We start from the raw sequence: 12529 nt of genomic DNA on the forward strand, positions 1-12529 counted from the left end.
GTCTCAGCGGCGCCAGAGGTCGGTGATCGCCAGGCCGCGCTTGGCCAGCTGCGTGCGCAGCACCGTCAGCGACAACCCGACCACCGCGGCCGGGTCGCCCTCGACGCGGCGGACGAACGGTGCGCCCAGTCCGTCGAGGGTGAACGCCCCGGCCACCGCGAGGGGCTCGCCGGTCGCGAGGTAGGCCTCGATCTCCTGCGGCGTGGGCGAGGCGAAGTAGACCACGGTCGAGGCGACCGAGATGTCGCGGCTGGCGACCACGCCGTCCTGGACGTCGAACAGCGCCTGGCCGGTGTGCAGGATGCCCGAGCGGCCGGCCATGCGCCGCCAGCGGTCGCGTGCGTCGGAGGCGTCGGCCGGCTTGCCCAGCGGCCTGCCCTGGAACTCCAGCAGCGAGTCGGCGCCGATCACGAGCGCGTCGGTCTCCTGCTTGGCGACCGACGCGGCCTTGGCCGACGCCAGCAGCGCGACCTGCTCGGCGACCCGCGGCGCGCTGTAGGCCGACTCGTCGACGTCGCTGACCACGACCTCCGGGGACAGGCCCGCCTGCCGGAGCAGCGACAGCCGCGCCGGTGACGCCGACGCGAGCACGAGCCTGCGATCGACACTCATGACGGCCGCCCCGCCGCCAGCCAGCCGCCGAAGCCCTGGCGGTGGGTCCGGCGGTGGCCGGTTCCGAACGACGCCCAGGCTCCGACCGGCGCGGGACGACGCCGCTCCCGGCGTTGCGACAGTGCCGCCACGACCACCGTGAGTGCGGCGAGCTCCTCGGCGGAGGGTTCCCCGCGAACGACACGTAACAACGGGGATTGCGAGGAGTGAGGGCCCGAAGGGTCTTCGCGATCGAGCAATGAACACGCTCCGCTGGGTGGGGGACGGCAACTGGCCGCGGTGCCGTCCGGAGGACGGCAGTGTTACAGCGGGATGTTCCCGTGCTTCTTCGGCGGGAGCGTCTGCCGCTTGTTGGCTAGCACCCGCAGCGCCTTGGTCACCTGCACGCGGGTCGTCGACGGCGGGATGACCGCGTCGACGTAGCCGCGGTCGGCCGCGATGTAGGGATTGGCGAGGGTGTCCTCGTACTCGGCGATCAGTTCCGCCCGACGGGTGTCGGGGTCGTCGGCCGCGGCGAGCTCCTTGCGGTACAGGATGCCGACCGCGCCCTGGGCGCCCACGACGGCGATCTGCGCCGTCGGCCACGCCAGGTTCACGTCGGCGCCCAGGTGCTTGGAGCCCATGACGTCGTAGGCGCCGCCGTAGGCCTTGCGGGTGATGACGGTGACCTTGGGCACCGTCGCCTCGGCGTAGGCGTAGATGAGCTTGGCACCGCGCCGGATGATGCCCTCCCACTCCTGCGACGTCCCGGGCAGGAAGCCGGGGACGTCGACGAAGGTGAGCACCGGGATGTTGAACGCGTCGCAGGTGCGCACGAACCGCGCGGCCTTCTCGCTGGCGTCGATGTCGAGGGTGCCGGCGAACTGGGTGGGCTGGTTGGCCACGACGCCCACCGGCCGCCCCTCGATCCGGCCGTAGCCGATGAGGATGTTCGGCGCGAACAGGGGCTGGACCTCGAGGAACTCGCCGTCGTCGAGCACGTGCTCGATGACGGTGTGCATGTCGTAGGGCGTGTTCGCCGAGTCGGGGATGAACGTGTCGAGCTCGAGGTCGGAGTCGGTCAGCGCGCCGGGCAGGACCGTGTCGACCGGGGCGACGTCGAGCGCCGGCAGGGGGTCGAGATTGTTGCTGGGCAGGTAGGAGAGCAGCGCCTTGACGTAGTCGAGGGCGTCCTCCTCGTTCTCCGCCAGGTAGTGCGCCACGCCGGACTTGGTGTTGTGCGTGCGGGCCCCGCCGAGCTCCTCGAGGGTGACGTCCTCGCCGGTCACGGTCTTCACCACGTCGGGGCCGGTGATGAACATCTGGCTGGTCTGGTCGACCATCACGATGAAATCGGTCAGCGCGGGGGAGTAGACGTGCCCGCCGGCGGCCGGGCCCATGACCAGCGAGATCTGCGGGATGACGCCCGAGGCGTGCACGTTGCGCTGGAAGATCTCGCCGTAGAGGCCGAGGGAGACCACGCCCTCCTGGATGCGCGCGCCGCCGCCCTCGTTGATGCCGATGATCGGGCAGCCGTTCGTCATGGCGAAGTCGAGGATCTTGACGATCTTCTCGCCGTACACCTCGCCGAGGCTGCCGCCGAAGACGGTCACGTCCTGGCTGAAGATCGCCACCGGGCGCCCGTCGACGGTGCCGTAGCCGGTGACGACGCCGTCCCCGAAGGGCCGCTTCTCGGCCATGCCGAAGTTGGTCGAGCGGTGGCGGGCGAACTCGTCGAACTCGGTGAACGAGCCGGGGTCCAGCAGCGCCTCGATCCGCTCGCGGGCGGTCATCTTGCCCGCGGCGTGCTGCTTCTCGACCGCGCGCGCCGACCCGGCGTGGACCGCCTCCTCCACCCGCCGCTCGAAGTCGGCCAGCTTCCCGGCAGTCGTGTGGATGTCGATGTCGTCGGGGACGTGCTCTCCCGCGTTCTCCAGCTCCGCAGCGCTCACAGCGCCGTAGCGTAAGGGGACCCCGGATCGGAGGTTCAGCCCGATCCGGACAGGGACCCGTTCGGGCGACCGGCTCAGGCGACGACGCGGGCGTCTGCGGCCGTCGCCGGCAGCGGCTGGCCCGCCTCGTGCGCCGGGAAGACCCAGCGCCGGTAGGCGAGGTACCGCAGCGCCGTGCTCAGCACGATCGCCGTCACGTTCGCCGTCTGCAGGACGGCGGAACCGTCCTGGCCGAGGGGGTACCGGACGATCGCGACCACGGCCATGCCGAGGAGCAGCGCGGCTCCGTTGATGACCGTGAACAGGACGTACTCGCGGCGCATGCCGGTGCGGGCGCGGTGGGAGAAGGACCAGTGGCGGTGCGCGAAGTAGGCCACGGTCATGGAGATCGACGTCGACAGCAGCTTCGCGGTGACCGCTCCGATGCCCAGCACGTCGTAGCAGAGCTGGAAGAGCCCGACGTCCAGCAGGAAGCAGGCGATCCCGACGACCCCGAAGGCGCTGACCTCCTTGAGCAGCAGGCGCCGGGTGGTCCGCAGGCGTCCACCACCCGTCCGCCCCCGCCGCACGCGGCCAGTCTAGGGACGCCGGCGGGCCCGGTCGCGCCACCCGGCGGTCCGCGGGAGAGCCGTGGGAGTGCCCTGCCCAGAGGGGCCGCTGAGGTCATCCTCAGGAGGGAGATCCCGGCCTGCACCGGTCCCCCGCCGGGCCCGTCACTACAGTCGTCGGCGATGGCCGCCGCCCGTTCCGCTCCGCTGGCCCGACTCGACCACGCGGTCCTGCGCGGCACCCGCCGCGCCCTCGGCGGCACACCTGCCGTGCCGGTGGCCCGCGCGCTGTCGCTCTTCGGCGAGCACGCGCTGGGCTGGGTGGCCCTCGGCGCGGCCGGTGCCCTGACCGGCCACCGGGCACCCGAGTGGCGCCGCGGCGTCGTCGCGACGCTGGCCGCGCACACCGCCGGGGTGGTGGTCAAGCGGGTCGTCCGGCGCCAGCGCCCGCTGTTCGACGACGTCCCCGCGCTGGTTCCCACCCCCAGCAGGCTGTCGTTCCCGAGCGCACACAGCTGCTCCACGGCGGCCGCCGCCGTCAGCTACGCACCGCTGCTCGGAACGCCGGTGATGGCCGGCGTGACGGCGCTGATGCTGGTCAGCCGCGTCCTGCTGGGCGTGCACTACCCGTCGGACGTCCTCTCCGGGGCCGCTCTGGGTGCGACCGTGGCGAGCGCCGTCCGCGGGCGCCCCCGGCCCGGCGAGGGTGAGGCATGACCGTGCGACCCGACGTGCGCCCGCCGGCGGGGAGCGGGCGGCCGGCAGCACCGACCCGCGCGGGCCTGCCCGAGCGGCCCCCCGGCGTGCGTGGCTCCTTCGCGTGGGGCGTCGTGCGGGCGCTGCGTCCCCGGCAGTGGGTCAAGAACCTCCTGGTCTTCGCCGCGCCGCTGGCCGCCGGTGCCGTGCTCGACCCCGACGTGCTGGTGCCCAGCGCGGTCGCGTTCCTGCTCTTCTGCGTGGCCTCCTCGGCGGTCTACCTGGTCAACGACTCGATCGACGTGGAGGAGGACCGCCGGCACCCCCGCAAGCGGTTCCGGCCCATCGCCGCGGGCATCGTGCCGCGGTGGCTGGCAGTGGCGCTGGCCGTCGTCCTCTTCGCCGTGGCACTCGTCGCCGCGGTCGTATTCACCCGGCCACAGCTGGCGTGGGTGCTCGGCACCTACGTCGTCCTCCAGCTGGCGTACTGCCTGGGCCTGAAGAACCAGCCGGTCCTCGACCTGGCCGTCGTGGCGTCGGGCTTCCTGCTCCGCGGCATCGCCGGCGGTGTGGCGGCCGGGCTGCTGCTGTCGCAGTGGTTCCTGCTGGTCGCCGCGTTCGGCTCGCTGTTCATGGTGGCGGGCAAGCGGTACTCCGAGCTGGTCCTGCTGGGCGAGACCGCGGACACCCGCCGCACCCTGCAGGAGTACTCGGTCAGCTACCTGCGGTTCGTCTGGAGCCTGTCGGCCGGTGTCGCCTGCACGGCCTACAGCCTGTGGGCGTTCGAGATGGTGGAGCGTCAGGGCGACGTCCCGTGGTCGACGCTGTCGATCGCGCCGTTCGTGCTGGCGATCCTGCGGTACGCCGTCGACGTCGACAAGGGCAGCGCGGGCGCCCCCGAGGAGATCGTGCTGCACGACCGCGTCCTGCTCGGCCTGGCCGTCGTCTGGGCGGTCACCGTCGGCCCGGGGGTCCTCGGTGGCTGAGTCCGGCTCGCCGGTCCGCCTCACCGGCTGGGGGCGGACCGCCGCCACCCGCGCCACCCTGATCCCGGTCTCCGGTGAGGACGACGTCCGCGCGGTGCTCGACGGTCGCTCCGCCCGCGGGGTCGTGGCACGCGGTCTGGCCCGCAGCTACGGCGACGCGGCGCAGAACGCCGGTGGCGACGTCCTCGACATGACCGGCGCCGACCGCGTGCTCGACGTCGATCTGGCCACCGGGGAGGTCGAGGTCGAGGCCGGGATCTCCCTGGACCGGCTCATGACCCTGTTCGTGCCGCTGGGGCTCTTCGTGCCGGTCACCGCCGGGACCCGGTACGTCACCGTGGGCGGCGCGATCGCGGCCGACATCCACGGCAAGAACCACCACCGGGCCGGCAGCTTCGCCCAGCACGTCGCCTGGCTCGACCTGCTGCTGGCCGACGGCACGATCCGGCGGGTGGGCCCGGACCAGGACGCCGATCTGTTCTGGGCCACGGCCGGGGGCATGGGCCTCACGGGGGTGATCCTGCGGGCCCGGGTGCGCATGAAGCCGATCGAGTCCGCGCAGCTCCTCGTCGACACCGACCGCACGCCGGACCTCGACTCGCTGCTCAGCCTGCTGACCGGGACCGACCACCTCTACGACTACTCGGTCGCCTGGATCGACTGCGTCGCCCGTGGCCGCCGGATGGGCCGCTCGGTGCTCACCCGCGGCCGGTTCGCCCGGCGCGACGAGCTGCCGGCGCGCAGGCGGGTCGACCCGCTGCGGTACTCGAGCGCGGTGACGGTGTCGGTCCCCGACGTCTTCCCCCCAGGCCTGTTGAACCGCGCGACGGTCGCCGCGTTCAACGAGCTCTGGTACCGCCGGGCGCCGCGGCAGGAGCGCGACCGGCTGCAGAGCATCCCGAGGTTCTTCCACCCGCTCGACGGCGTGGGCGACTGGAACCGCGTCTACGGCCCGCGGGGGTTCGTGCAGTACCAGTTCACCGTGCCCTTCGGGCAGGAGGAGGCGATGCGGGCGGCGCTGGAGCGGATCAGCGACTCGGGCTCCGCGTCGTTCCTCGCCGTCCTCAAGCGGTTCGGCGACGGCAACCCGGGCATGCTGTCCTACCCCTCGCCCGGCTGGACACTGGCACTGGACGTCCCGGTCGTGGCCGGCCTCGCCGGCCTGCTCGACGGGCTCGACCGGCTGGTCGTCGACGCCGGTGGCCGGATCTACCTGGCCAAGGACTCCCGCGTCCGGCCCGACCTGTTCGAGCGGATGTACCCGCGGCTGGAGGCCTTCCGGACCGTGCGCACGCAGGTGGACCCCCGCGGGGTGTTCACCTCCGACCTGGCCAGGAGGCTCTCGCTGTGATCGACGCCCTCGGGTCGGTGGGCTCCCTGCTGCTGGTCGGCGGCACTTCCGACATCGCGGTCGCCACCGCGCACCGCTACCTCGCCGAACGCCCGCTCAGGGTGGTCGTGGCGGCGCGGGACACCCCGCGCCGCGGCGAGGTGGCCGCCGACCTGACCGCGGCCGGTGCCGACGTGCAGGTGGTCGACTTCGACGCCGACGACCCGGAGTCGCCCGCGCGGATGGTCGCCGAGGCGGCAGCCGGCGGCGACATCGACGTCGCGGTCGTGGCCTTCGGCCAGCTCGGGGACGCCGACCGGCTGCGCACCGACTCGGAGGCCGTGGCGCAGATCGGGCACGTGAACTACGTGGCGCCGGCCGTCGTCGGCACCGAGCTGGCCAACCGGATGCGCGAGCAGGGCCACGGCGTGATCGTGGCGCTGTCGTCGGTCGCCGGCGAGCGGGTCCGGGCGTCGAACTTCGTCTACGGCTCCACCAAGGCCGGCATGGACGCCTTCTACAGCGGCCTGGCCGACTCGCTCGCGGGCACCGGGGTCTCGGTCCTGGTCGTCCGCCCGGGCTTCGTGAAGTCCAAGATGACCGCCCACCTGCCGGACGTGCCGCTGTCCACCACGCCCGAGGCGGTGGCCGACGCGATCGTCACCGGCGTCCGCAGGGGCGGCACACGGTGTGGGTGCCCGGCGCCATGCGCTGGGTCATGAGCGGGCTGCGGCACACGCCGCGCGCCATCTTCCGGAAGCTGCCCGTCTGACGTGGCCGGGGACTCGCGCTGGTCGGATCTCGAGCGCCCCGCGCTCGACGGGGCGGCCCTCACCGACGCCCTGACCCACGACAGCCGGCTCTGGCGCTCCGTCGAGGTCGTGCCGGAGATCGGGTCGACCAACGCCGAGCTCGCGGCCCGCGCCGCCGGTGAGGACGGCGCCCCGGAGGGCACCGTCCTGGTGGCCGAGCACCAGGTGTCCGGCCGGGGGCGGCTGGACCGGGTCTGGACGTCGCCGCCGCGGGCCGGGATCACCGTCTCGTTCCTGCTGCGCCCCGACGTGCCGGCCGCCCGACGGGGATGGCTGCCCCTGCTCACCGGGGTGGCGCTGGCCGAGTCGGTGAAGGCCGGCACCGGGGTGCTGCCGTCGCTCAAGTGGCCCAACGACCTGCTGGCCGCCGACGGCCGCAAGCTCGCCGGCATCCTGGCCGAGAGCACGGGCACGGCGGTCGTCGTCGGCGTCGGCCTCAACGTCTCCACCACGACCGCCGAGCTGCCGGAGACCGGCACGTCGCTGGCCCGGGTGCTCGGGTCGACCGTGGACCGGGCGCCGGTCCTGCTGGCCTTCCTCCGCGCCGTCGAGCGCCGGTACCTCCGGTGGGTCGAGGTCCTCGGCGACCCGATCTCCTCCGGACTGGCGCAGGAGTACCTGGCCTGGTCGTCGACGGTGGGCACCGAGGTGTCGGTGACCATGCCCGACGGGTCGACGCTGGAGGGGACCGCCCAGGCCGTCGACTGGGACGGCCGGCTCGTGCTGGCCACGGGGCACGGCACCGTCGAGCTGGCCTCGGGGGACGTGCGGCACGTGCGGCGGGTGTGACGGCCGGGTCGCCGCCCGCTCGCGGGTCGGCCGCCCTCCCGGCCGGTTGGGTCATCCTGGAGGGATGCCGTACCCGGACAAGCTGCTGGCCGACGACGAAGAGGTCGTCGCGCACCTGCACCCGCACTGGCTGACCGTCTTCTGGCCCGTCGTCCGGTTCCTGCTGATCGTCGGGGGCGCCTCCTTCGGCACCGCGCTGATCCCCGCCGGCCCGCAGCAGGGCCTCCTGCGGATGCTGGTGCTCGCGATCGCCGTCGTCCTGCTGTTCTTCACCGTGCTGATCCCCTGGCTGCGCTGGCGGACGACGCACTACGTGGTCACCACGCACCGGCTGCTGTTCCGCCAGGGCATCCTGGCCCGCTCGGGGCGGGACATCGCCCTCTCGCGGATCACCGACGTCTCGTTCCGGCAGTCGCTCTGGGAGCGGATGATCCGGTCGGGCACGCTGGCCATCGAGTCGGCCGGGGACAGCGGCGCGACGGTCCTGCGCCAGATCCCCGACAGCGACCGCGTCCAGCAGCTGCTCAACCACATGGTCGAGGAGGACGCCGACCGGCGGGCCCAGGAGAGTGCGGGCTACATCCGCGGCTGGGAGGATGCCGCCGGCTTCGGGTACCGGGACTCCGGATACCAGGTGTGACCGTTCCGTCACGGCGTGGCTGACCGGTTCTGTCGGTAGGGCGACCTATGTTCCGCGGCATGCGGCTCCTGCACACCTCCGACTGGCACATCGGCAGGTCCCTGCACGGCACCGACCTGCTCGCCGAGCAGGAGGTGGTCCTCAGCGGCCTGGCCGAGGTGGTGCAGTCGGAGTCGGTCGACGCCGTGGTCGTGGCCGGCGACGTCTACGACCGGGCCGTTCCCTCGGCCGACGCCACCGGTGTGCTCGACCGGGTGATCGGCCGGCTGCTCAGGGCCGGTGCCGCCGTCGTCATGACCCCCGGCAACCACGACTCGGCCCGTCGTCTCGGCACCTTCTCGGGGCTGCTGTCCGCGGCCGGCCTGCACGTCCGGGCCTCGACCCGCACGCTCGACGAGCCGGTGATCCTGTCCGACGACCACGGCGACGTCGCGATCTACGGGCTGCCGTTCCTGGAGCCGGAGGTCGCCCGGCACGAACTGGGCCTCAGGGACGGCGCCCGGAGTCACGAGGCGGTGCTGACGGCGGCCATGGAGCGGGTGCGGGCCGACCTGTTCCTCCGGCCGGGGGCCCGGTCGGTGGTGCTCGCCCACGCGTTCGTCGGCGGAGGCGTGGCCAGCGAGAGCGAGCGCGACATCTGCGTCGGCGGTGTCGACCTGGTGCCCGCGTCGGTGTTCGACGGCGTGGACTACGTCGCCCTCGGCCACCTGCATCGGCCGCAGTCGCTGTCGGACCGCATGCGCTACAGCGGCTCGCCCTTGCCCTACTCCTTCGGCGAGGCCGGGCACGAGAAGCTCGCCTGGCTGGTCGACCTCGACGCGAGCGGGCTGGCCGGCGTCCGCCCCGTCCCCCTGCCGGTGCCGCGACCGCTGACCGTGCTCGTCGGCGAGCTGGCCGACCTGCTCGCCGATCCCGCGCACGCCCGGTTCGAGGAGCACTTCGTCTCCGCGCGGCTGACCGACGCGGTGCGCCCGGCCGATCCGATGCGCCGGCTGCAGGCACGCTTCCCGCACTGCGTGCACCTGGAGTGGACCGGCGCGGCGGCGGTCGCCGACGGGCGCAGCTACCAGGAGCGCATGCGCGGACGCAGCGACCTCGAGGTGGCCGGCGAGTTCGTCGCCCACGTGCGCGGCGTGCCGCCCACGGCGGGGGAGCGGGAGCTGCTGGCACGGGCCCTCGGGGCCGCCGCCCGGGTCGAGGCGGCACGATGAGGCTGCACCGGCTCTCGCTCACCGCCTTCGGCCCGTTCGCCGGCACCGAGGAGGTCGACTTCGACGAGGTCGGCCGCGACGGCCTGTTCCTGCTGTGGGGGCCGACCGGCGCCGGCAAGACGACGCTGCTCGACGCCGTCGTCTTCGCGCTGTACGGCAGCGTTCCGGGCCCGCGCGGCGAGGAGAAGCGGCTGCGCAGCGACCACGCGTCCGACGGCACCCGCACCGAGGTCTCCTGCGAGCTGACGCTGGGTCCCGAGCGGCTGCTCGTCACCCGGCGTCCCGAGCAGCAGCGCCCGAAGAAGCGCGGCGAGGGCTGGACCACCGAGCAGGCCAAGCTGACCGTGCAGCGGCTCACCGAGGGCGGCTGGGAACCGGTCAGCACCCGCATCGACGAGGGCTCCGAGCACCTGCGCACCCGGCTCGGGCTCGACGTGCACCAGTTCTGCCAGGTGGTCCTGCTGCCGCAGGGCGACTTCGCCCGTTTCCTCCGGGCCGAGCCGGAGCAGCGCGGCGAGCTGCTGCGCACCCTGTTCGACGTCGACCGGTTCGCCGCCGCCGAGGCGTGGCTCGCCGACGAGCGGGCCCGTGTGCGCGACGCGGTGGCCGTCCAGCGCGCGGGCATGAGCTCGCTGCTGGCGCGGGTGGCCCAGGTCGCCGACGCCGACATCCCGGAAGGGCTGGCCCCTGAGCTCGTCGGCAGCGGGGGTGGCGCCGCGGTGGCCCCGTGGGTGTCCGCGCTCCGCTCGACCGCGTCGATCCGGCTGTCCGCAGCCGAGGAACGCGCCGGGGCGGCGGCTGCGGAGGCGTCCGCCGTCGACGCCGAGCTCGCCGCGGCGCGTGCGCTCGCCGAGCGGCACGCGCGACGCGACCGGGCGATCGCCGAGCTGGCGTCCCGCACCGCCCGGGAGGCCGACCTCGTGCCGCTGCGGGCCGAGCGCGACGCCGGTCGCCGCGCCGAGCCGCTGCGCGACGTCCTCGAGGCGGCGGGGCGCACCGCGCTGACCGCGGAGCAGGCGGCCGGCGTCCTCGACGGCGCCCGGCGCGCCTGGACGGCCGTGGCCGCCGGCCGCGAGGGAACCGCGGCCGTGGCCCGGGACCTGCGCGACGAGGCGGCCGCGGCGCGTGCGCTGCTGCCCGAGGTCGACCGGGCCGCCGACCTGACCGGCCGGATCGGCGTCCTGGACCGGCGCATCGCCGCGTTGCAGAGGTCCTGCGAGGCGAGCAGCGCCACGGCGGCCTCGCTGCCGGGCCGGCTCGCGGACCAGGAGCGCGTCGTCGCCGGGGCGCAGGCCGCGGCGACCCGACTGCCCGCCCTGCGCGCCTCGCTGGCCGCCGCGCAGGCCGCACTCGAGGCGGCCCGGGCGGCCGAGCGCCTGGAGGCGGCCCTCGGCACCGCCCGGGACGCGGTGCAGGCGCGGCGGGTGGCCTGGTCCGACGCCCGGGAGCGCTGGCTGGACCTCCGCGCCCAGCGGCTCGACGGCATGGCCGCCGAGCTCGCCACCTCCCTGACCGACGGCGCGGACTGCCCCGTCTGCGGCGCCACGGAGCACCCCCGGCCCGCCTCGCACGACGGGCCCGTCGTGACGGCCGACGACGAGCGGGCCGCGGCGGAGGCAGCCGACCGGGCGGAGCAGCAGCTCACCGCTGCGGCCGCCGACCTGGATCGGCAGGAGCGCGAGCTCGTGGCCCTGCGGGCCCGGGCGGGGGAGGAGCCGCTCGGAGCGCAGGCCGCGGCCCTGGAGGAACTTCGCGCCGACGAGCGGTCGACGGCACGGCTCGCCGCCGGCCTGGAGCCCGCGCTGGCGGCGCTGGAGCTGCTGCTCGCCGAGCGCGAGGATGCCACGGCCCGCCTCGCCGCCGACCGGGAGCAGCTCGGCGCGCGCACCGCCGAGCGGGAGACGCTGGCCGTGGGGCTCGCGCAACTCACCGATCGGCTCGCCGAGGCCCGCGGCGAGGACCCCGACCTGGCGGCGCGCGTGCTGCGGCTCACCGACGCCGCAGCGCGCTGCGAGGCACTGGTCGCAGCCGAGGCCGACGAGGTGCGGGCCCGCGCCGCCGCCGACACAGCACGCCTGGCGGCCGAGGAGCGGGCCACCGACGCCGGCTTCGACGACCTGCTGGACGCGGCCGCCGCGCTGCTCGACCGCGGGCGGCTGGCCGCGATCGACCGGGAGCTCGACGGCCACGACCAGGCGGTGGCGGTGCTGCGCGCCCGGCTCGCCGAGCCCGAGCTGGCCGACCTCGAGCCGCGGCCCGACGTCGCGGGCCTCGAGGAGCGGTGCGCGTCGATCACCCGGCGGCGCGAGGAGGCGGTCGCCGAGCTCGAGCGGGCCGGCCGCTGCGCCCAGGCCCTCGAGGGCCTGGCCGGTGACGTCACCGCCGCCGAGGTCGAGCTGTCCGAGCTGCGCGCCTGGGCCGACCAGGTCACCGCGCTCGCCGATCTGGTGCACGGGCGCGGGTCGAACACCCTGCGCATGCGGCTGCAGTCCTTCGTGCTGGCCGCCCGCCTGGAACAGGTCGCCGAGGTCGCCAGCCGGCGGCTGCTGGAGATGTCGGGTGGCCGCTACACCTTCCTGCACAGCGACGCCCAGGGGCGGCACGGCGCCCGCGGCGGCCTCGGGCTGGACGTCTTCGACGAGTACACCGGCGTCCGGCGGCCGACGAAGACTCTGTCGGGCGGGGAGAGCTTCATGGCCTCCCTGGCTCTCGCGCTCGGCCTGGCCGACGTGGTCACCGCCGAGAGCGGCGGCGTGCAGCTGGACACGCTCTTCGTCGACGAGGGCTTCGGCACGCTCGATCCGCAGGCGCTCGACGCGGTCATGACCGTGCTCGACGAACTGCGCCGCGGCGGCCGGACGGTGGGCGTCATCAGCCACGTCGAGGAGCTGCGCACGCGGATCCCGAGCCGGCTGCAGATCATCGCGGGCCGCGAGGGTTCCCGGCTCGCCTCCTGACCGTCGCCTCCGCCGCG

Annotated in this window: 12 protein-coding genes; 8 read left to right on the plus strand and 4 right to left on the minus strand. The window is 74.6% G+C overall.

The genetic code is table 11. The features are described 5' to 3' along the window. Window positions 1-3 precede the first annotated feature (3 nt). From MVA48_RS19875 to MVA48_RS19890, 4 genes are all read right to left on the minus strand, one after another. Window positions 4-612 (minus strand): Maf family protein, encoded by a 609-nt coding sequence (locus MVA48_RS19875; protein WP_246982778.1) that lies wholly within the window; start codon window positions 610-612, stop codon window positions 4-6. Further along, window positions 609-851 (minus strand): acyl-CoA carboxylase subunit epsilon, encoded by a 243-nt coding sequence (locus MVA48_RS19880; RefSeq protein ID WP_371821161.1) that lies wholly within the window; start codon window positions 849-851, stop codon window positions 609-611. The genes MVA48_RS19875 and MVA48_RS19880 overlap by 4 nt, the downstream gene beginning before the upstream one ends. 63 nt (window positions 852-914) lie before the next feature. Next, window positions 915-2543, minus strand: coding sequence for an acyl-CoA carboxylase subunit beta (locus tag MVA48_RS19885; RefSeq protein ID WP_246982780.1), 1629 nt, complete (start codon window positions 2541-2543; stop codon window positions 915-917). A gap of 74 nt (window positions 2544-2617) precedes the next feature. After that, complete coding sequence (locus MVA48_RS19890) at window positions 2618-3112, minus strand: GtrA family protein (protein WP_246982781.1); 495 nt, start codon at window positions 3110-3112, stop codon at window positions 2618-2620. A 162-nt stretch (window positions 3113-3274) separates the two neighbouring features. On the opposite strand from MVA48_RS19890, the gene MVA48_RS19895 reads away from it, so the two are divergent. The 8 genes from MVA48_RS19895 to MVA48_RS19930 all read left to right on the plus strand — a co-directional run bounded on the left by MVA48_RS19895 (window position 3275) and on the right by MVA48_RS19930 (window position 12512). After that, window positions 3275-3808 carry a phosphatase PAP2 family protein gene (locus MVA48_RS19895; protein WP_246982782.1) on the plus strand — a complete coding sequence of 178 codons (534 nt, stop codon included), beginning with the start codon at window positions 3275-3277 and terminating at the stop codon, window positions 3806-3808. Then, on the plus strand, window positions 3805-4773 hold the full coding sequence (locus MVA48_RS19900) for a decaprenyl-phosphate phosphoribosyltransferase (protein ID WP_246982783.1): 969 nt from the start codon (window positions 3805-3807) through the stop codon (window positions 4771-4773). Before MVA48_RS19895 ends, MVA48_RS19900 begins: the two co-directional genes overlap by 4 nt. After that, window positions 4766-6124, plus strand: coding sequence for an FAD-binding oxidoreductase (locus tag MVA48_RS19905; RefSeq protein WP_246982784.1), 1359 nt, complete (start codon window positions 4766-4768; stop codon window positions 6122-6124). Before MVA48_RS19900 ends, MVA48_RS19905 begins: the two co-directional genes overlap by 8 nt. Continuing rightward, window positions 6121-6825 carry a decaprenylphospho-beta-D-erythro-pentofuranosid-2-ulose 2-reductase gene (locus MVA48_RS19910; protein WP_246982785.1) on the plus strand — a complete coding sequence of 235 codons (705 nt, stop codon included), beginning with the start codon at window positions 6121-6123 and terminating at the stop codon, window positions 6823-6825. Before MVA48_RS19905 ends, MVA48_RS19910 begins: the two co-directional genes overlap by 4 nt. A 51-nt stretch (window positions 6826-6876) precedes the next feature. Beyond that, a complete protein-coding gene (locus tag MVA48_RS19915) occupies window positions 6877-7704 on the plus strand; it encodes a biotin--[acetyl-CoA-carboxylase] ligase (protein WP_246982786.1) in 828 nt (275 codons plus the stop codon). A gap of 64 nt (window positions 7705-7768) precedes the next feature. After that, on the plus strand, window positions 7769-8344 hold the full coding sequence (locus MVA48_RS19920) for a PH domain-containing protein (RefSeq protein WP_246982787.1): 576 nt from the start codon (window positions 7769-7771) through the stop codon (window positions 8342-8344). A 59-nt stretch (window positions 8345-8403) separates the two neighbouring features. After that, window positions 8404-9555: an exonuclease SbcCD subunit D gene (locus MVA48_RS19925; RefSeq protein ID WP_246982789.1), complete on the plus strand. Its 1152-nt coding sequence runs from the start codon at window positions 8404-8406 to the stop codon at window positions 9553-9555. After that, window positions 9552-12512, plus strand: coding sequence for an AAA family ATPase (locus tag MVA48_RS19930; protein WP_246982791.1), 2961 nt, complete (start codon window positions 9552-9554; stop codon window positions 12510-12512). Before MVA48_RS19925 ends, MVA48_RS19930 begins: the two co-directional genes overlap by 4 nt. Window positions 12513-12529 lie beyond the last annotated feature (17 nt).

Source organism: Blastococcus sp. PRF04-17 (genome assembly GCF_023016265.1).
Classification (GTDB): domain Bacteria; phylum Actinomycetota; class Actinomycetes; order Mycobacteriales; family Geodermatophilaceae; genus Blastococcus_B.